This window comes from Vibrio sp. 2130-1 (assembly GCF_033339515.1).
Map to the genome: position 1 here is coordinate 21065 of NZ_JAWOUT010000016.1, position 16951 is coordinate 38015.

The window sequence follows — 16951 nt, forward strand, 5'->3', positions numbered from 1 at the left end:
TAGGGGGAAAAAGCGAAGCACAATATTCTGCTTTTCGACACAGTATCACGAGGAACAGTTCGTCCCTTACACCAGAGCTCATTATTTTTCGGCTCACTTCACGGCAGAAGGATTGGTAAAATTCAGCCACGTAAAACGAGCAACAGTCACGAGGCTTTTGAGCGATGAATATGAGATGTACGTTAAAATTTACAAGCTGAATGACTATAAATTATTTCAACTGTCGAGGATTTAACCGAGGTACTCTTGTTGAATAGTGAATATTGCTATAGTGTACTAGTTAGCTAGTTCAATGATATTTTTGTGTGAGTAGTATGACACAGCAAACCTCTTCTCAGCCTCGCGAGCATTTTGGCTCTCGTCTCGGGTTCATCTTAGCTGCCGCAGGTGCCGCAGTTGGCCTTGGCAATATTTGGGGCTTCCCAACTCAAGCAGCCAGTAATGGTGGCGGTGCTTTCCTATTAGTTTATTTGGTGATGATTCTTATCGTCGCATTTCCGATGCTGGTGGTTGAAATGGCGATTGGTCGCCATGGTCAAGCCAACCCTGTAGACAGTATGCGTGCAATCACAGATAACCCTACCGGTAAAAAACTCGGCGGCATTGTGGGTTGGATTGGTTTAAGCGTACCAAGCGCTGTCTTAGCGTTTTATTCAATTGTTGGTGGTTGGTTGATCTGCTTTTTACTGGGTGCAATCACAGATCTAATGGGGTTAGAAGCTGCAACTCAATGGCTAAAGGGCTTTAGTGTTGAACGTAACTTGTTCGGAACCATTACTTTTTATGTACTGACGATTCTCATCGTACAAGGTGGCGTAAAACAAGGTATTGAAAAGTGGTCCACACGTTTGATGCCAGCATTGTTTGTTCTGTTTGCTCTACTATTTGCTTACATCATGACGCAAAACGGTGCGATGGAAGGTCTGAAACATTACCTAGTGCCGGATTTTGAAAAGGTATGGGACCGCAAGTTGATTCTTGCTGCAATGGGACAGGGCTTCTTCTCGCTTACGATCGGTGGCTGTTCAATGCTGATTTATGGCTCTTACTTGAGTAAGAAAGAGAACCTACCAAAGATGGCGATGAACGTGACCATGGTAGATACTGCCGTTGCTTTCATTGCAGGATTAGTGGTGATGCCAGCGATGTTTGTGGCTATGCAAAAGGGCGTTCAGATCTATGCAGAAGATGGCTCTCTATTAAGCTCTGATACGTTAGTGTTTACGGTATTGCCATTGATGTTTGATAGCTTAGGTTTGCTTGGTCAATTGTTCTCTATTGTGTTCTTCTTATTGCTGACGATTGCGGCGCTAACGTCCTCCATTTCAATGTTAGAGTGTCCAGTGGCTTTAGTGAGTGAGCGTTTCAACACCAAGCGTAGCGCAACGAGCTGGGTTTTAGGTGGTCTCATTGCCTTGTTCAGTGTGATGATTGTTTATAACTTTGGCGCTCTGTTTGGTATGGTCGCGACGGTTGCTACTCAGTATCTACAACCAACCGCTGCGCTCTTATTCTGCTTATTTGGTGGTTGGGTATGGAATCGCAACTCAAAAATCAAAGAGCTTGAGCAAGGTTGCCCGGAGTTTACGCAAGGTTGGTTTGGTAAGTTATGGCCTGCGTATGTGAAGTTTGTATGCCCAATTCTTGTGGCGACAGTCATCTGGGCTTCATTTGGCTAACCGAGACGCCTATCGAATAAAAGAAAAGGGCTTGATGGTAACTCATCAAGCCCTTTTTCATATTGGTTATTCTCGTTTCGGTTATCCGCCAAGAATGGTGTTGATTAACGGAATTGTCCTGCTTCTGGAAGAAAGTCAAAACCAGCAGAAGCCAGTTTTGTCTCCAGTGCTGTGCGTTCGATATCGAAGAAAGCTACCAGTTTATCTAAGTCACCACCGAAGTCGTCGCGTAGCTTCATATTCACAATGCTCATCAGCATGACAGGATCCATGGATTCAAAGTTCGTTAGATTCATGACTTATCCTCAAAATCTGAAATCAGTAGGTTTGCCGCAGCAAATGCCGCTTTTTCACGCACTTCTTTAGGCAGGGACTCATCCGCTGCAACATCGTTCAGTGCTTTAACTGCACATGAAATTGCTTGGGGAATATAAGCTTGATCGCCACTACCAATCTGAGCATAAAGCTCACGAACCAGTTCACAACAGCCGTATACTTGCATGTTTTCTTTCCACTAAATGATAACTTATCTCAATATACACACAGCGGATTTGAAACTCAAAGTACAGAGTTGTTTTGGCTCAAGTTGAAGGTTTGCTTGAGCGAGATTTAATCACTGCATTTGTGCTTCTAACTGCTGGGTGACTTCTGGTGAAAGTTGAAGTTGTTTTGCTAGTTCTTGCAGATACGCTTTTTCCATAAAGTTTTGTTCATCAGCGACGATCAAAGACGCCAGGTAAATTTCTGACGCTTGTTGAGGAGAGGTCGCCTGATTAGCAATTTCAGCAGGATCAAGCGGTTTGTTTAACTCTTGCTGAACGAGGTGACGAACGTGCTCATCTGCGCCCATATCCGCGAGAGCTTGTTCAATGCGAGCCATTTCCTCTTCATCAACGTGACCATCAGCTTTTGCAGCTCCAATCATTGCTTTTAAAATTAAGACACTGTGTTTACTGTCATCGGGGTCAAAGGTTTCTTGAACACCTTGACCGGATTGCTTGGCTTGCCAGTCGTTATACACTTTGTAGGCCAAGGCTCCAAGCGCAGCTGCGCCACCGACTTTTAATGCGCTTGACCCTACTTTTTTAGTCATTTTTTTACTTTTCTTTGAGCCCATCAGCATACCGATGAGGCCTCCGCCTACAGCACCTGCTCCTAGCGTTTTTAGGCTACTTGAATTTGATGAGGATTTGATGTTGTTGGTTTGTTTGCCCAATGCATCTGCACCTTGCTTAAGTAAGTCTGATTTGAGTGCTTGGTTTAGAAGACTTTTTAAATCCATAACTGACCTCCTTTAGATGATGAAATCAGTTTAATAGCAAGAAGCTGAACCAAAGATTAACAAAGTGAATAGTTCGAAAAAGGTCGAGGGAGGGCGTTGAGCTGTAATAAAAAGGGCTGACCGAAGCCAACCCTTTTTAACTATTTGAAACTACTTCAAATGCGAACTCGTCGAGTGCTTACTTTAGTTGAGCTTTTACGTGCTCAACAATGTCAGTCATTGCGACTGCTGTTTTCTCACCAGTAGCACGGTTCTTGTATTCGAAGTTGCCTTCTTTCATTGAGCGGTCACCGATAATAATGGTATGCGGTACACCAATAAGCTCCATGTCAGAGAACATTACGCCTGGGCGTTCTTTTCGGTCGTCAAATAGCACTTCGATGCCCATTGCCGTTAGCTCAGCGTACAATTTCTCAGCGGCTTCTTTCACTTCTTCTGACTTGTGCATGTTCATTGGAACGATCGCTACCTGGAATGGTGCGATTGCATCTGGCCAGATGATGCCGTATTTGTCGTGGTTTTGTTCAATAGCAGCCGCTACTACGCGAGTGATACCGATACCGTAACAACCCATTTCTAGGATGACGTTCTTACCATCAGGACCCAGTACACCACAGTTCATCGCTGCGGAGTAAGCGTTACCTAGTTGGAAGATATGGCCAACTTCGATACCACGCTTAAGCTGGATAATGCCCTTGCCACATGGGCTTGGGTCACCTTCCACAACGTTACGTAGGTCTTCAACTTGGCCAAGCTCTACATCACGACTCCAGTTAATACCGAAGTAGTGTTTACCATCGATGTTCGCGCCCGCACCGAAGTCGCTCATTACCGCAACGCTGCGGTCAACAATGAACGGCAGTTTAAGGCCAACAGGGCCAAGTGAACCTGGGCCTGCACCGATAAGCGCACGAATTTCTTCTTCAGATGCCATTTCCAGTGGAGCTGCAACCTGAGGAAGGTTTTCTGCTTTCACTTCGTTCAGTTCATGATCACCACGAATAATAAGCGCGATGATTGGCGCATCAACTTCGTCAGATGCTTTCACAAACAGTGTTTTCACTGTTTTTTCAATTGGTAGTTCGAACTGCTCAACCAATTCAGCGATTGTTTTCGCGTTTGGCGTATCAACCAACGTCATTTCTTGTGTTGGTGCCGCAGCCTCAGAGGCTGGAGCTAGTGCTTCTGCTTTTTCAATGTTTGCCGCGTAATCTGACTCGCTAGAAAATGCGATGATATCCTCGCCGCTTTCAGCCAGTACGTGGAACTCTTGAGAGCCGCTACCACCGATAGCACCGCTATCTGCAAGTACAGGACGGTAATCCAGACCCATGCGATCGAATGCTTTACAGTAAGCATCGTGCATTGCGTCGTATGACTTTTGTAGGCCGTCTTTATCAATGTCAAAGCTGTACGCATCCATCATTGAGAATTCACGTGAACGCATTACACCGAAGCGTGGACGACGTTCGTCACGGAATTTGGTTTGGATTTGGTACAGGTTTAGCGGAAGCTGTTTGTAAGAGCTCACTTCATTGCGAACAAGGCTAGTGATCACTTCTTCAGCGGTTGGGCTAAGTACAAACGGACGAACATGACGGTCAGTAAAGCGAAGTAGCTCAGGGCCCATCTTTTCGCTGCGGCCTGTCTCTTCCCATAGTTCAAACGGCTGAACAACGGGCATCAAAGTTTCGACTGCGCCTGCATTGTCGATTTCTTGACGAACGATGTTTTCGACTTTACGCAGTACACGTAGACCAGTAGGTAGCCAGGTGTATAAACCTGAAGCCAGCTTACGGATCATACCTGCACGTAGCATGAGCTGGTGGCTCACTACTTCTGCGTCGTTTGGAGTCTCCTTCAGAGTAGAAAGAAGATAATTACTGGTACGCATTAAATTTATCCGTTTATTTAAGTTAGATACTCAAGCTTGAATAAGCAGGAGTATGGGAGTTCCCTAAAGGGAAATTTGTTAGCCGTCTATAATATCAGCCAATTGCGTTTGTCAAAAGCTTTCAATAGCGGTAACCGTTATTAAGTTGCTTGTTGCTGTGAACTTTACGTTCAAGTCGAACAAATTTACCGCATATTCTTTGTCGTCCGGCTTGTTTTTCTTATATGCAGGGCGAGGATCTTGTGCCAGAACTTGTTCAATGACTGATCTTACATAGTCAGTATCGGATCGATTTTCTATCGTTGCTAATGCTTGAGCAGAAAAGGTGACTTGTGACTTTTCTGGTTCTTGGTCTGCGTATCCGCCTTGTGCTTCCGAAATAGAATCCGAATAGGGAATATAAGGCTTAATATCCACAATCGGTGTCCCATCCACGAGATCTACACTGCCTAAATCAAGATAGATTTGATCGCCTTGCTTAGTGACTCCTTTCACTTCAACGGCTGACATTCCGATTCCGTTTGGACGGAAAGTCGAGCGCGAGGCAAAGACACCAATTCGTTCATTGCCGCCTAATCGTGGCGGACGTACAGTTGGTTTCCAACCAGCTTCCAGATTCTGATCAAATAGAAACAACAACCAAACGTGAGAGAACTGTTCTAGCCCACGCACTGCTTCAGGGCTATTTGCTGCACCTAACAGTTTTACGCGTGCTTTAGCCTCTGGTACTAAGCGTGGTTGGCGCGGAACTGCAAACTTTTCTTTGTACGGTGTCTCAATGACGCCGATGGGTTCGATGGAATACATGGTGGACATCTTTAAGAATTCATTGAGATGAAAAGTATCACAAATTTCTCTTGCTTTTCTTGTTGATAATGATTATTAATTAAAATGTTATAACATAACAATTTAATTAAAAGGAAAAGTATTATGAAACCAGGAATCCACCCTGAATATCGTCCTGTGGTGTTCCACGACACCAGTGTAGATAAGTACTTTGTCGTTGGTTCTACGTTGAAAACGGAGAGAACCATCGAATGGAAAGATGGCAAAACTTACCCTTACTTTACGTTAGATGTGTCGTCAGCTTCTCACCCGTACTACACCGGTAAACAGCGCGTTGTACAAACCGAAGGTCGCATTGCGAACTTCAACCGTCGTTTTGGTCAATTTAAGAGCGAAAAGGAATAAATCATGAAGGTAGTAAAATCATTAAAAAGTGCAAAAAGTCGTCATCCGGATTGTCAGATTGTAAAACGGAGAGGGCGTCTTTATGTCATTTGTAAAACGAACCCGAGATTCAAAGCTGTGCAAAAGTAATCAGCCTGCATATATCTAACTTATGGTTTTGTTTAATTGATAATGTTGAGTTAATTATCTTACATGGATGAAATATCTACATTTTTATTCAATGTTGGTTATAAATGCCTCTGTTCGTCACAGTTTGTAACATTTAGGGCTTTTATTTGACCTTCTACTCAAGTACCCTTCGCACGCTTTTTGACATTTTTGTCACATTTGCATAGGAATAAAAACAAGGAGGGAACAGATGAGTTCATCTGATTCAATTAAACAAAACTCGCCTAAGAAGCCGCTGTTTACGCGCTTTTTGGATACTGTCGAATATTTGGGGAACTTATTACCCCACCCGATCACACTATTTGCCATTTTCTGTTTAGCCATTCTGGTGATGTCGGGTATTGCAGGATACTTCGAAGTTTCCGTAGTTGATCCTCGTCCTGAGGGTGCAAAAGGTCGTGCCGCGGATGGCATGATTCATGTCGTTAGCTTGCTTAACGCTGATGGCCTTGAACTAATCGTTACCAATCTAGTGAAAAACTTTGTCGGCTTTGCACCTTTGGGTACGGTATTGGTTGCGATGTTGGGTGTTGCTATTGCTGAATACTCAGGCTTGCTATCTGCAGCAATGCGTGGCTTAGTCATGGGTGCATCTCAACGCATGGTAACAGTGACGGTCGTTTTCGCGGGTATCATTTCAAATACGGCATCAGAGCTTGGCTATGTGGTACTTATTCCACTGGCTGCAATGCTGTTCCATTCTTTAGGTCGTCATCCACTTGCCGGTCTTGCTGCGGCGTTCGCTGGTGTATCTGGTGGTTACTCAGCAAACCTACTTATTGGTACGGTTGACCCGCTGTTGTCAGGCATTACTGAAACGGCGGCGCAAATGATTGACCCAACTTACACTGTTGGTCCAGAAGTTAACTGGTACTTCATGTTTGTGTCGACATTCTTCATTGCAATCACAGGTGCGTTTGTTACTGAAAAAATTGTTGAGCCAAAGCTTGGCAAATACAGTGAAGAAGAAGCCTCAGAAGATTTGTCGAACGACAAAATGGGTGGCTTAACAGACATTGAGAAGAAAGGCCTAAAACTAGCAGGTGTTGCTGTACTGGTTGTTTCAGCGCTGCTTGCTTGGACGGTTGTTCCAGAAGACGGCATTCTACGTTCTGATGCAGGTACAATTGCAGGTTCACCATTCCTGAAAAGTATCGTGGCATTCATCTTTGTGTTCTTTGCTATTCCAGGCTTTGTGTTTGGTAAAGTTGTTGGCACGATGAAGACGGATCGCGATGTAATTGATGCAATGGCGAAATCTATGTCTTCTATGGGCATGTACATTGTATTAGTTTTCTTTGCGGCTCAGTTCGTTGCTTTCTTTAAATGGACTAACTTCGGTCAGGTATTCGCGGTTGCTGGCGCTAGCTTCCTGCAAGAAATTGGCTTAACTGGTCCAATGTTGTTCTTTGCCTTCATCCTGATGTGTGGCTTTATCAACCTAATGATTGGTTCGGCATCGGCACAGTGGGCAGTAACGGCTCCGATTTTTGTTCCTATGTTGATGCTTGTTGGTTATGCACCGGAAACGATTCAGGCTGCTTACCGAATTGGTGACTCGACGACAAACATCATTACTCCAATGATGAGCTACTTTGGTTTGATTCTTGCCGTAGCGACTCGTTACATGAAGAACTTAGGTATCGGTACGCTGATCGCGACCATGCTACCTTACTCAATCTGCTTCATTGTAGGTTGGAGTGTGCTCTTCTACCTATGGGTATTCGTATTTGGTTTACCAGTAGGCCCTGGCGCAGCAACATACTACACACCGTAGAAAACGGTTACCTCACACAGCTCCATTATAAAAAGCCTGCGAACGTCGCAGGCTTTTTTATCGATTGAGACTGTGTACGCAGGCTTACCTGATTATAGATGTCGGTTTATAGCTGAAAACGTATCAACAAAGGGCGATAAAAATGCTGAGTGAGCCAGCACAAGCTTTTCCAAATTATGCGTTTGTACCAAGGTAAGTGCGCAATATACACATAGCTAAATTCAATTTCTGGCCGGGCTTTTCTGTTGCGTTTAAAAGCCGGAGCGCCTGAGCTCATATTAAAGCGACGCTGGTATATCATGGCATGGTGGATGGTATAGGCTGATATTCGACGATACAATGCGAGGCGTTGTGGCTTATTGGTATCGTAGCCAAAAATTGGGCAAGTCATATCATTATCAATTTCTACAATGCCTAACGTAGCCAGCATCTCTTCTTGATAAAACAGTCCCACTAAATGTACTAATTTGTTCTGGCTCGCCTGTTTTAAATATTGGCTTGAAAACTGGATGTTATTGATGCTGTATTTATCAAGGTAAAGCATGTCATATAACTCTTTGGCACGCTGAAATTCTTCATCAGTGGTCAGTGGCCTAAACTGCCAATCTTTATCATTAAGCAGTTTGAAGTCTTTCGTTAAATCTCGGTTGAAGCTGAACGCTTGCCAATCATCAAGTAAATACACTTGTCGTGTTACCAAGCTTTGCCATTTTGGCTGCTTCAATCGCTGAATTAAGTGTAAATGCTGACGCTGGTTGAGGGAGCGAAGCACCAAGGGAAAGGTGGGGTATTGATCGAGTGCGACGCGACGCAGTTCATCGAGATTTAAGGCTGCCCATTGTTCGCTATACATATTGGTGGACAAGCACTGATTGTTGAGCGTTTGGACTTGATCCAATCCAGCCAGTGATAAGATTGGTTTAGTCATATTAATAAGTAACTTACATACCCATCGAACAGCCACATTTTTGACTTTGTGAAGCTCTTCTTCGGCGTAGCCACTAAGCAGTGTCATAGGGGAGACTGCATAACAGTTGTTTGGTATTTTTGGTGTTACGGAGTAGGGAATGGCAACATCATCGATATAGTAGCAACCAAAGCTTGCTGTGCATTCATCAATGGGATTCGACTGCATAAGAGTGAAAAAAGTTTTATGCCATTCTTGAGAGGAAAGCGTCATTAGTTCAATGCCTCTCCATTCCACTCAATATCAACGGTAGAAGCGTCGCTCCACTTCGTCTTGTTCTGCCTAGCTAACCGGAGTAATTCAAACATACTCCGGATTTGGCTCCCGGCCGGTAAGTTATGCTGTTGCATCACATTCACTCCAGACCACCAATCTTGCCAAGTTCGAGCCTTGAACAGGGATAATCCACCTTCCGCGATGAGTGTTATTGGACCTAAATGATGCAATCGCTGCTTGGAAGGACTGGTAAACTCCATATTAGGAAGCAGTTGGTTGCATCGAGACGAGAGTAGGTGCAAACCACTGGTGGCTCTTGGGTTACATTCAATCACGTAGAGTTCATCTTGTGATTTGATGAAGTCAAACGACACTTGCCCATGATAAGTATGACGTTTACCAAAAGCTGCGATAAATCTATCTAGTCGTTCGCACGAGATCGGCTGAAAAGCACTGGCGGCCGAGCCGTTTACACAGTATTTCGGCACATAAGCTTGGTGTGCTTTAAGGTCACCATGTTCAAAAATGGCATAGTTACACACTGGAGTCCCATGGATTTTTTGTTGCTGAACCCAAGGGAAAAGGGGCGATATCGTGGCGGCAGAAATAGACTGAGTCGTCACATCTCTTATGACTTGCCCGCCAAACCGAGAGTAAACGGGCTTTAGAACGGTTCTCTTATTAATTTCAATCTCACTTTTATCAGCGACCAAACGAGTTTTTGGAAGTGTGATTTCTGGCAAACCTTGAAGCTGTTCAAAGACGGTCAACTTGTTGTGCAGGGCATTGAGTAGTCCCACATTGGGCAGAAAAAAATCTACTTCTGGGCATTGTTTGGCAACATGAGCCAAGTAATACACTTCTTCACAAGTGGGTATCACTATATCAATACGCATCTGAGTAATGATTTTTAGGATCTGCTGTTGATAGGTGGGAAACGTAAATCGAGGTGAAGCGGTGGGTATATAAGACTCGATACCTCGCAAAAACGATCCCAGAGGCTTTTTTAGCGAATCGGTGAGAATTACTTCATGCCCATGATGCATACACATGGTTGCCCACTCTAGTGCAACTGGTGCTCGGGCTCCGGTGATTAAGACCCGCATATGTTCACCACACGTCGTTGTTTATTCATTGGCGTCCAAATAGGCGCAGGGCGGTAACTAAATCTGACAGGATCAAGCCGCAATTGGTCAAACAACTTTATCAAGGCTTGGTGTATAACCCGATGGTGGTGAACATCCGCTTCAATTTGAATGGCTTGTGACCCTGTTTGGGTGATTCGGTAATCCACGCGACCTTTGGCAGATAGTGTTATAGCGCGGTAGATGAGATCTGGTAACACCGTCACTGGGACGTGGTTTGCGTTTAGCGTGAGGCGATCACCACATCGTCCGGCAATCGCGCCAAGAGGTTCAAATACGCCATTATCCTGTTTATTCTCAATAATATCGTCGAGCTGATAACGAATAATGGGCTGAGTTTTACGACGAAAATCGGTGATAATTGGGCTGTAATGAGTACGTTCGGTATTCAGCCAATGTTTTTCGATGTAAATAACATCCTGATTCCAGCGCATTTGTCCATGCTGATCAGTACATGCAAGAAAACCTTCAGTACATTGATAGACTTCATGGAGTTCGCTGTCGAACCGTTGAGAAATAAAGTGACGGTCACTCTCGGTTAGAACCTCTGCCCCAGAAATGATCCGCTGTGGTTGAATTGCGGGTTGACCAAATTGACCGCTGAACTGGGCGCAGAGCTGAAGAGCTTGCGCACTACCAACCAAAAGCGTGGGTTGGAACTCATCTAGCTCTTTTATCCATTCTTGGTAAGGTTTGGTTAAATCGGCATAAAAAAATGTTACAGGCCCTTTCGCGACGGATTTATACAGTGGGCTGTTGGCGCGCAAGGCTAGCGCAATTCGGTGCTTTTGCCATAGGTTGGGCAACAGGCGAGCCAATATATTGCCAGCCCACAGTCGCGTTTCCTGTTTGTCAGCAAGAAACAACCCGCGCATGCCTGATGTGCCCGAAGAAAGCCCAACAGTAACATCGCCAACTTTCGAAGCGGCGAAGTTGCGTGACTGTTCTGCTTCGAGTGCTTGTTGCATTAGCTGTTCAGCATCTAAGCCTTTCGTATTCAACTCCGAGAGGTTCTCCATCATGGTTTGCTTATTCATGATAGGGAAATCACTGAGTGCTGCACCTTGAAGTGAGCGGTAATACGGTGAATGACAGCATACCCAATCCAGGTGCTGCGTTAAATGTTGTTGCTGCCACGCTTCGACTTGTTCCCTTGAACCGAAAGGGCGGTAGCGGGTTCGCCAGAATTCTGAGATAAGCGTTATCACTTCATCCACCCTTCTTTGATTAGCTGCCGGATAGTTTCCTGACAATGTGAAGGCACGAAGCGAACAAAGTGGTGGGTTTGTTGGTAGCAACTTCTCAATTCGGAGAGGGTGTTTTTATAGGCATTTGTGTCATCGCAAAGCATGTTCGCCAGCCAATGCTGATCGATATTTTCACTCAAGCTCTCGATTAACCAGCATGCATCGGCGAGTAAGAATAGCCAACCTTGGTCTCTTTTAACCAGCAAGCCCACTTGGCCAGCTGCATGGCCTGGCAAGCTAACCATATAAATGAATCCGTCGTCGAACATGTCTTTACAGAGCAAATTAACACCTTGGCACTGAGGAAGAATTTGGCTGATTGGTACAGAAAAATCACTATGAATGAATAAGTTAGGTTCAAGCTGTGGAGGAAGTAGAGCTTTTAGGTATCCTTTTCTTACGCCTCCAATTCGACCACTTTTAGTAATTGCATCTACCCCTTTTTGTTGGCAATGCAATTGAGAGTGGGAAAACTCAGACACGGCAGCAATGTGATCAGCATGGAAGTGGGAGAGCACTAAGTGTTCAATATCATGAGGTTTGAGACTTTCTTTTGCTAACTGCGCAACAATTCCGTGTTCTTTTTTATAGCGACAAGGTGTTGTCCAAGCATAAAAACGTTCAGGGAAGGGACGAGTCGCGCTAAAAAAATGCTCGTGATATCCCGTGTCGAACAGGATGTTGCCTTGCGTTGGGTGCTGAATTAACGCAACGGCTGCCGGAAATGCTCTAGGCTTGATACCAGAACCTGGTTTGACAACAAAGCCTGGGTGTACGCAGTGTCCAGCCTCAAAGATTTTTATTTTTAGACCAGTTTGCATACTGCTGTATTCCTTCTTGAATTGAAAAAAGCGGTTGGTAATTCAGTGTTTGTTTCGCCTTGCTGATATCCAGAGTTTGATGATAGTTAAACAATCCTGCGCTGTATGAGGTGAGCCTTGGTTCTGGCTGATGTGGTAAGTGCCTTCGTATTTGCTCACTGAGCTTTAATAATGGTGATACCACACCGTATGGTAATGATTGTAACGTTACTTTTAGGTTTAACCCCTCACATAAAGCTTGCAGAACAGTCTCAATTGGCATTGGTTCGTTGTTGGAAATGTTGAACACATCACCATGCTGAAGTCGGTCTGCCTGAGTGCAAGCGAGCATCGCTGCATGGGCAACGTTGTCGACATAGGTCAGATCAACCACAGGATTTCTACCCGATGGCAGAAGCAGAGTGTTGTTTTTTATCGCCTTAAGCACTCTTGGGATAATCGCGCGATCATTGGGTCCAAAAATGCCACGCGGTCTTAAAATGATCGCTTTACTTCGACCTTTTACGGCTTCAATTTCTGATAGATATTTTGTGTGTGCGTAATCATTACACCAGTATGAAGCTATGGCGTCGGTTTCTCGAATATTCCAACGGTCTTGATGGTCAAAGTAGACGCTGGTGGACGAAATATGGATAAAACGCGAGATTTGATGCGTATTAGCCGCATTGACGAGGTTTTTGGTGGCATCTACATTGGCTTGATAAAACGCCTGCCACTTTCCCCATGGGCTTGAGAGAGCGGCACAATGGATGACTGCATCCATACCTTGGCATACCGCATGAACTGCTGAGTGGTCTCTTAAATCGACTATATGGGGGATAACATCGAATTGCTCGGCGAGTTGTTTAGCGATGACTGTATTTCGTGCTATAAAATGCAGTTCATGCTGCTGGTGAAACATTCTCAGAATTGCGCTACCCAACATCCCGCTGCCACCAGTGACCAATATCTTCATAGTTTTAGCACTCCCATCCCTAGCGACAACCCTGCGGCGGTGCCAGCTAATAACACATGTTTTCCTGCGGTTTCTGGCTGATTACGCAGCCAGTGTAAGTTAATTGGGAGTGAGGCGGCGACTTGGTTTCCCAAAGTCGAAAAGTGATTAACGGTTTTCTCTGTTGGTAGCCCGGTGAGTGAAGGCAGTTTTTTTAATCCATGCGCGCTGGCTTGATGAGGAAGAAAATAATCAATATCGCCGAGTGTTACCGGAGAGGCGTCAAACCCTTTTTTTAGAAACGCTGGTAAGGCTTTACGCACATGTTTAAAGAGTGCTTTGCCCTCCATTTCAAACTGGCAACTTTTTAAATAGGCTTGATGCTCGGAGGTATGCGGGTTGATATGACTACCTCCGCCCTTAATTTGACAAAATGAATACCCGGTATGATGCGTTTCAAAGTGACTGGTGAGCAATCCATCATCGTCGTGTTCTTCGAGCAAAAATGCGGCGGCACCGTCCGCGAATAAGGTTGCAACTTCTGGTTTGAGCGTAAAATTTCGATTCAGTGTGATGCCAGTGGCGAGTTCGCTGGTGACAATAAGAATCCGACGGTACCGTTTTGCTAAGAATAGACTCTGAGCAAGATCAAGCGCAGAGAGAAAGGATAAACAGGTGCTGTTCAAATCAAAGCTTTCTAGCCATGTTGGAGCGTCTAACGCGGCGAGAACCGCTGAGGCGTCGTAGGGTAGAGACTGGTGGTGTGTGCCGCTAGCGTAGATAAGAAGATCAACGGAGCTTAAGGTATGTGTGTTTCCTAAGCACTGCTCTATTGCCTGCATTGCCATGTAAATAGCGGTCTCTTTTGTATTGGCTACATGACGATATTCAACGTCGAATTTATTTCGGCAGGTCCCTGGCGCTAATTTTAGGAAGCGATCCATCTCTCGATCAGACCATTGATTCGTTGGCAGGTAGCTTCCACTGGAAACGATGTTAAAGCCCATTATTCTCTATACACTTATTAAAAACGTCGTTCAAAATAAACCACGTTGCATATTGAAGCTATGGCGAGCGAGATGAAAAACAAACAGAACAAAACAAATGGGAGTAAGAGCACGCTTTGGGTGCAATGCTGAGAATGAATTTTCAGGAATGAGCCAGGCTTTGATTTGCTGGCTCAATTTGAATAGAGTGAGGGTTACTTCTTAAATTTCGCCAAAATACGATCCAAATGGTTTGCAAATTCGCGTCGATCGGTTTGAGAAAGCGCGGCGGGCCCACCAGTCTGAATTCCGCTTGAACGCATGGTTTCCATAAAGTCGCGGATATTTAGGCGAGCTTTGATGGTGTCTTTTGTATAGAGCTCGCCACGAGAACTGAGGGCTTGAGCGCCTTTAGAGATAACCTCATCTGCAAGCGGAATATCTGACGTGATCACCAAATCGTTGGCTTCCACACGCTTGACGATTTCGTTGTCTGCGATGTCAAATCCCGCAGGGACTTGCAGCGAGTGGATGTTGTCTCTTTTCGGCACAGGGACAACGTGGTTAGCGACAAACGTACATTCAATCCCTGTACGCTCGGCGGCACGCACAATGGTTTCGCGAATAACTTTCGGACACGCGTCTGCATCTACCCATAACTTCATGATGATTTCTCACTGAGTTTCGCTTCTAACTCTTCAATACGAATGGCTAGCATTTTTACGGTGCGCTCTAGGGCTTCAAGACGATCATTATCGGTGTGGTGTTGTGCTGCGATTTCAACCTTGGGTACGCGTTGAGCACTCTTCCAACTTTTTATTGCGGTGATTAATGCTGGCATTGGAACTGGCGTTTTCAAGCGTGCTTTCACTAACGCTACGGTTGGCTCTTTTCCTTGTTGTTGCAACTGTTCCATTGCCGCTTCTAATTCTTTAGTAACGTCTTGAGTTAACATTTTTAATCCTTAACAACGATATATCTATCATCATACGTTGAGTGCGCTAATTTGGCGAATGGCATTTTGGAGAGTGTAGTGTGAGAGATCTCTTACATAGGTTGTGAGAGAAAACGATTTCGTAAGCGGAAAAAGAGAAGCTGAAGAGCTTAAGTTTCTGATAAATAATGATTTAACAACTTGTTAACCAATGTGAGAGCCAAATATTTATCTTAGATAGATTGTCTATTTTTGGAAAAGGCGTAAATTGAGAGTTGTCAGCAGGAAGCAGACATGGAACAGGAAAGCACCAAGGATTTGGTTATCGTCAGGAAGACGATTTGGTTGGTCAGGATGATTAATCAAGCATGGAGCGTAGGACATTGTAAGGATACGATCATCAATAGGATGTTGATGACTAAGGATAGACAATGGACCCCTCTAGGATTGAGGCTATGGACAGCATCAGGAAGATGCAAGGGACACCGCTCAAGGAACAAGTGACGTGTGCTAACGAGGAATGTTAGCAGTCAGGATGATAAGGACACCGCTAGGACGGCGACGTAAGGAATAAGCTGACGGAATCAGCCACTATTATGGATGATGCATGGAGCACTTTTAGTAGCCGGACTGCTGCGAGTAAGACCATGACCCCGATACTTATGTGTCGGGGTCTTTCTTATATAAAAACGATATCCAGTGTTCTCATTGAATTAAGCATCTCGATGTTACTTGGGGATATCAATATCACAAAATATATAAATTCCTAATAACACTTAATAAAAAACAACTCAGATCAATATCCTTTCCAACCAGTTGGTTTAACTTTCGGCTTCTCTACAAGGTGTTATGCCCGCAATCATTGAGCATGTTCAGCTCATCGAGTTTGTGATCTGCGGATAGATTAAGTTTGTTGTAATCAAGGAACAGATGTGGCCATAGTAACCAGAAGAATGCTTCTTCTACCCTACAATGAGTCGTTGCAACTAGAATTCGTCATGCTGAATTGCTGTGCGAAAAACCGTGCTGAATTGAATGGTCCGTATACAGTTGCGTCTGCCAAACAGATGTTTGAGAAAATACTGGATGATGAGAACATTTATAGTATGGCAGTGCTAGAGAGCACCAGTCGTGACTATATGGGGCACGTGTTCATTGCTAATCTCGATTCCGAACCTGAATTAGGGTTTATTTTTGATAAATCATATTGGGGTAAAGGGTTAGCAACAGAAGCACTAAAAGCATTTTTCCCCAAAGCGTGCCGTGAATTGGGCTTGAATAAGGTGAAAGCTAACGTGAATAGCAATCATCAAGCTTCTATGGCAGTACTGAAAAAGCTGGGATTTGTTGAAACAAAAGAAAGTAAGGATATATATGGTCCTTACTTTGAAATGGAATTTACAAGCGATGCGGTGGTAGGTGAAAGTTCTGCGGCCTGAAACCGACCATGGTTAACTCTCCTTGGTAGCAATCGTCACCAAGAGATGAAAACTCAAATTGATACACCGTATGCCAACGCCAGACTCCGTCTGGCGTTTTTAGTTTATGGGCACCAAAGGCGATGCTGATTAATTGGAGATCCAATTGCTCACATTTACGCGTGATGGCCGCTTTTGCGAGTTCGGCTTGGCGACGCTGTTGCCAAAACAGGTAACAGAAAAAGCAGAGCCCTAAAATTGCTAAAAGATCACCAATCATTCCTGAACCTTT

At 44.6% G+C, this 16951-nt stretch carries 19 protein-coding genes; 5 read left to right on the forward strand and 14 right to left on the reverse strand.

Annotation, left to right across the window (positions count from 1 at the left end; genetic code table 11):
* Positions 1-314: 314 nt before the first annotated feature.
* Positions 315-1679 carry a sodium-dependent transporter gene (locus tag R7Q09_RS19780; RefSeq protein WP_213964425.1) on the forward strand — a complete coding sequence of 455 codons (1365 nt, stop codon included), beginning with the start codon at positions 315-317 and terminating at the stop codon, positions 1677-1679.
* A gap of 104 nt (positions 1680-1783) precedes the next feature.
* Here the strand turns inward: R7Q09_RS19780 and R7Q09_RS19785 are convergent, their stop codons facing one another.
* The 5 genes from R7Q09_RS19785 to tsaA all read right to left on the reverse strand — a co-directional run bounded on the left by R7Q09_RS19785 (position 1784) and on the right by tsaA (position 5662).
* Positions 1784-1975 (reverse strand): DUF4250 domain-containing protein, encoded by a 192-nt coding sequence (locus tag R7Q09_RS19785; RefSeq protein WP_033905530.1) that lies wholly within the window; start codon positions 1973-1975, stop codon positions 1784-1786.
* The gene (locus tag R7Q09_RS19790) at positions 1972-2181 is read right to left on the reverse strand and encodes a YaeP family protein (RefSeq protein ID WP_033905529.1); all 210 of its coding nucleotides are present in this window, start codon (positions 2179-2181) and stop codon (positions 1972-1974) included. Before R7Q09_RS19790 ends, R7Q09_RS19785 begins: the two co-directional genes overlap by 4 nt.
* 111 nt (positions 2182-2292) lie before the next feature.
* On the reverse strand, positions 2293-2961 hold the full coding sequence (locus R7Q09_RS19795; protein WP_017820764.1) for a tellurite resistance TerB family protein: 669 nt from the start codon (positions 2959-2961) through the stop codon (positions 2293-2295).
* Between the two features lie 178 nt (positions 2962-3139).
* Entirely contained in the window at positions 3140-4855 is a 1716-nt protein-coding gene (locus R7Q09_RS19800; RefSeq protein WP_213964426.1) for a proline--tRNA ligase, read from the reverse strand.
* A gap of 111 nt (positions 4856-4966) precedes the next feature.
* Positions 4967-5662 carry a tRNA (N6-threonylcarbamoyladenosine(37)-N6)-methyltransferase TrmO gene (tsaA, locus tag R7Q09_RS19805; protein ID WP_005380294.1) on the reverse strand — a complete coding sequence of 232 codons (696 nt, stop codon included), beginning with the start codon at positions 5660-5662 and terminating at the stop codon, positions 4967-4969.
* A gap of 123 nt (positions 5663-5785) precedes the next feature.
* Between tsaA and R7Q09_RS19810 the strand changes: the two genes are divergently transcribed.
* The 3 genes from R7Q09_RS19810 (at position 5786) to R7Q09_RS19820 (ending at position 7991) form a co-directional block, all read left to right on the forward strand.
* Complete coding sequence (locus R7Q09_RS19810) at positions 5786-6046, forward strand: type B 50S ribosomal protein L31 (protein ID WP_005380295.1); 261 nt, start codon at positions 5786-5788, stop codon at positions 6044-6046.
* A gap of 3 nt (positions 6047-6049) precedes the next feature.
* The gene (gene ykgO / locus R7Q09_RS19815) at positions 6050-6175 is read left to right on the forward strand and encodes a type B 50S ribosomal protein L36 (RefSeq protein WP_005380299.1); all 126 of its coding nucleotides are present in this window, start codon (positions 6050-6052) and stop codon (positions 6173-6175) included.
* A 229-nt stretch (positions 6176-6404) separates the two neighbouring features.
* On the forward strand, positions 6405-7991 hold the full coding sequence (locus R7Q09_RS19820) for an AbgT family transporter (protein WP_005380301.1): 1587 nt from the start codon (positions 6405-6407) through the stop codon (positions 7989-7991).
* Between the two features lie 106 nt (positions 7992-8097).
* On the opposite strand, the gene R7Q09_RS19825 is transcribed toward R7Q09_RS19820, so the two are convergent.
* The 8 genes from R7Q09_RS19825 to R7Q09_RS19860 all read right to left on the reverse strand — a co-directional run bounded on the left by R7Q09_RS19825 (position 8098) and on the right by R7Q09_RS19860 (position 15262).
* On the reverse strand, positions 8098-9171 hold the full coding sequence (locus R7Q09_RS19825) for a hypothetical protein (protein WP_258624897.1): 1074 nt from the start codon (positions 9169-9171) through the stop codon (positions 8098-8100).
* On the reverse strand, positions 9171-10280 hold the full coding sequence (locus tag R7Q09_RS19830) for an ATP-grasp domain-containing protein (protein WP_318071106.1): 1110 nt from the start codon (positions 10278-10280) through the stop codon (positions 9171-9173). Before R7Q09_RS19830 ends, R7Q09_RS19825 begins: the two co-directional genes overlap by 1 nt.
* On the reverse strand, positions 10268-11536 hold the full coding sequence (locus tag R7Q09_RS19835; RefSeq protein WP_411913109.1) for a F390 synthetase-related protein: 1269 nt from the start codon (positions 11534-11536) through the stop codon (positions 10268-10270). The genes R7Q09_RS19830 and R7Q09_RS19835 overlap by 13 nt, the downstream gene beginning before the upstream one ends.
* The gene (locus tag R7Q09_RS19840; RefSeq protein ID WP_033905523.1) at positions 11524-12387 is read right to left on the reverse strand and encodes an MBL fold metallo-hydrolase; all 864 of its coding nucleotides are present in this window, start codon (positions 12385-12387) and stop codon (positions 11524-11526) included. The genes R7Q09_RS19835 and R7Q09_RS19840 overlap by 13 nt, the downstream gene beginning before the upstream one ends.
* Positions 12356-13342, reverse strand: coding sequence for an NAD-dependent epimerase/dehydratase family protein (locus R7Q09_RS19845; protein WP_005380308.1), 987 nt, complete (start codon positions 13340-13342; stop codon positions 12356-12358). The genes R7Q09_RS19840 and R7Q09_RS19845 overlap by 32 nt, the downstream gene beginning before the upstream one ends.
* Positions 13339-14328: a ketoacyl-ACP synthase III gene (locus R7Q09_RS19850; RefSeq protein WP_017636033.1), complete on the reverse strand. Its 990-nt coding sequence runs from the start codon at positions 14326-14328 to the stop codon at positions 13339-13341. Before R7Q09_RS19850 ends, R7Q09_RS19845 begins: the two co-directional genes overlap by 4 nt.
* 194 nt (positions 14329-14522) lie before the next feature.
* The gene (locus tag R7Q09_RS19855) at positions 14523-14972 is read right to left on the reverse strand and encodes a YaiI/YqxD family protein (protein WP_005380310.1); all 450 of its coding nucleotides are present in this window, start codon (positions 14970-14972) and stop codon (positions 14523-14525) included.
* Positions 14969-15262 carry a hypothetical protein gene (locus tag R7Q09_RS19860; protein WP_005391777.1) on the reverse strand — a complete coding sequence of 98 codons (294 nt, stop codon included), beginning with the start codon at positions 15260-15262 and terminating at the stop codon, positions 14969-14971. Before R7Q09_RS19860 ends, R7Q09_RS19855 begins: the two co-directional genes overlap by 4 nt.
* A gap of 932 nt (positions 15263-16194) precedes the next feature.
* Between R7Q09_RS19860 and R7Q09_RS19865 the strand changes: the two genes are divergently transcribed.
* Positions 16195-16680 carry a GNAT family N-acetyltransferase gene (locus R7Q09_RS19865; RefSeq protein ID WP_005380314.1) on the forward strand — a complete coding sequence of 162 codons (486 nt, stop codon included), beginning with the start codon at positions 16195-16197 and terminating at the stop codon, positions 16678-16680.
* Here R7Q09_RS19865 and R7Q09_RS19870 read toward each other — a convergent pair.
* The gene (locus R7Q09_RS19870) at positions 16640-16939 is read right to left on the reverse strand and encodes a DUF3301 domain-containing protein (protein ID WP_005380315.1); all 300 of its coding nucleotides are present in this window, start codon (positions 16937-16939) and stop codon (positions 16640-16642) included. The genes R7Q09_RS19865 and R7Q09_RS19870 overlap by 41 nt on opposite strands.
* Positions 16940-16951: the final 12 nt, after the last annotated feature.

Coding starts and splice junctions, on each gene's coding strand:
- R7Q09_RS19780 (WP_213964425.1), top strand. CDS start 315: ATGACACAGCAAACCTCTTCTCAGCCTCGCGAGCATTTTGGCTCTCGT.
- R7Q09_RS19785 (WP_033905530.1), bottom strand. CDS start 1,975: ATGAATCTAACGAACTTTGAATCCATGGATCCTGTCATGCTGATGAGC.
- R7Q09_RS19790 (WP_033905529.1), bottom strand. CDS start 2,181: ATGCAAGTATACGGCTGTTGTGAACTGGTTCGTGAGCTTTATGCTCAG.
- R7Q09_RS19795 (WP_017820764.1), bottom strand. CDS start 2,961: ATGGATTTAAAAAGTCTTCTAAACCAAGCACTCAAATCAGACTTACTT.
- R7Q09_RS19800 (WP_213964426.1), bottom strand. CDS start 4,855: ATGCGTACCAGTAATTATCTTCTTTCTACTCTGAAGGAGACTCCAAAC.
- tsaA (WP_005380294.1), bottom strand. CDS start 5,662: ATGTATTCCATCGAACCCATCGGCGTCATTGAGACACCGTACAAAGAA.
- R7Q09_RS19810 (WP_005380295.1), top strand. CDS start 5,786: ATGAAACCAGGAATCCACCCTGAATATCGTCCTGTGGTGTTCCACGAC.
- ykgO (WP_005380299.1), top strand. CDS start 6,050: ATGAAGGTAGTAAAATCATTAAAAAGTGCAAAAAGTCGTCATCCGGAT.
- R7Q09_RS19820 (WP_005380301.1), top strand. CDS start 6,405: ATGAGTTCATCTGATTCAATTAAACAAAACTCGCCTAAGAAGCCGCTG.
- R7Q09_RS19825 (WP_258624897.1), bottom strand. CDS start 9,171: ATGACGCTTTCCTCTCAAGAATGGCATAAAACTTTTTTCACTCTTATG.
- R7Q09_RS19830 (WP_318071106.1), bottom strand. CDS start 10,280: ATGCGGGTCTTAATCACCGGAGCCCGAGCACCAGTTGCACTAGAGTGG.
- R7Q09_RS19840 (WP_033905523.1), bottom strand. CDS start 12,387: ATGCAAACTGGTCTAAAAATAAAAATCTTTGAGGCTGGACACTGCGTA.
- R7Q09_RS19845 (WP_005380308.1), bottom strand. CDS start 13,342: ATGAAGATATTGGTCACTGGTGGCAGCGGGATGTTGGGTAGCGCAATT.
- R7Q09_RS19850 (WP_017636033.1), bottom strand. CDS start 14,328: ATGGGCTTTAACATCGTTTCCAGTGGAAGCTACCTGCCAACGAATCAA.
- R7Q09_RS19855 (WP_005380310.1), bottom strand. CDS start 14,972: ATGAAGTTATGGGTAGATGCAGACGCGTGTCCGAAAGTTATTCGCGAA.
- R7Q09_RS19860 (WP_005391777.1), bottom strand. CDS start 15,262: ATGTTAACTCAAGACGTTACTAAAGAATTAGAAGCGGCAATGGAACAG.
- R7Q09_RS19865 (WP_005380314.1), top strand. CDS start 16,195: ATGCTTCTTCTACCCTACAATGAGTCGTTGCAACTAGAATTCGTCATG.
- R7Q09_RS19870 (WP_005380315.1), bottom strand. CDS start 16,939: ATGATTGGTGATCTTTTAGCAATTTTAGGGCTCTGCTTTTTCTGTTAC.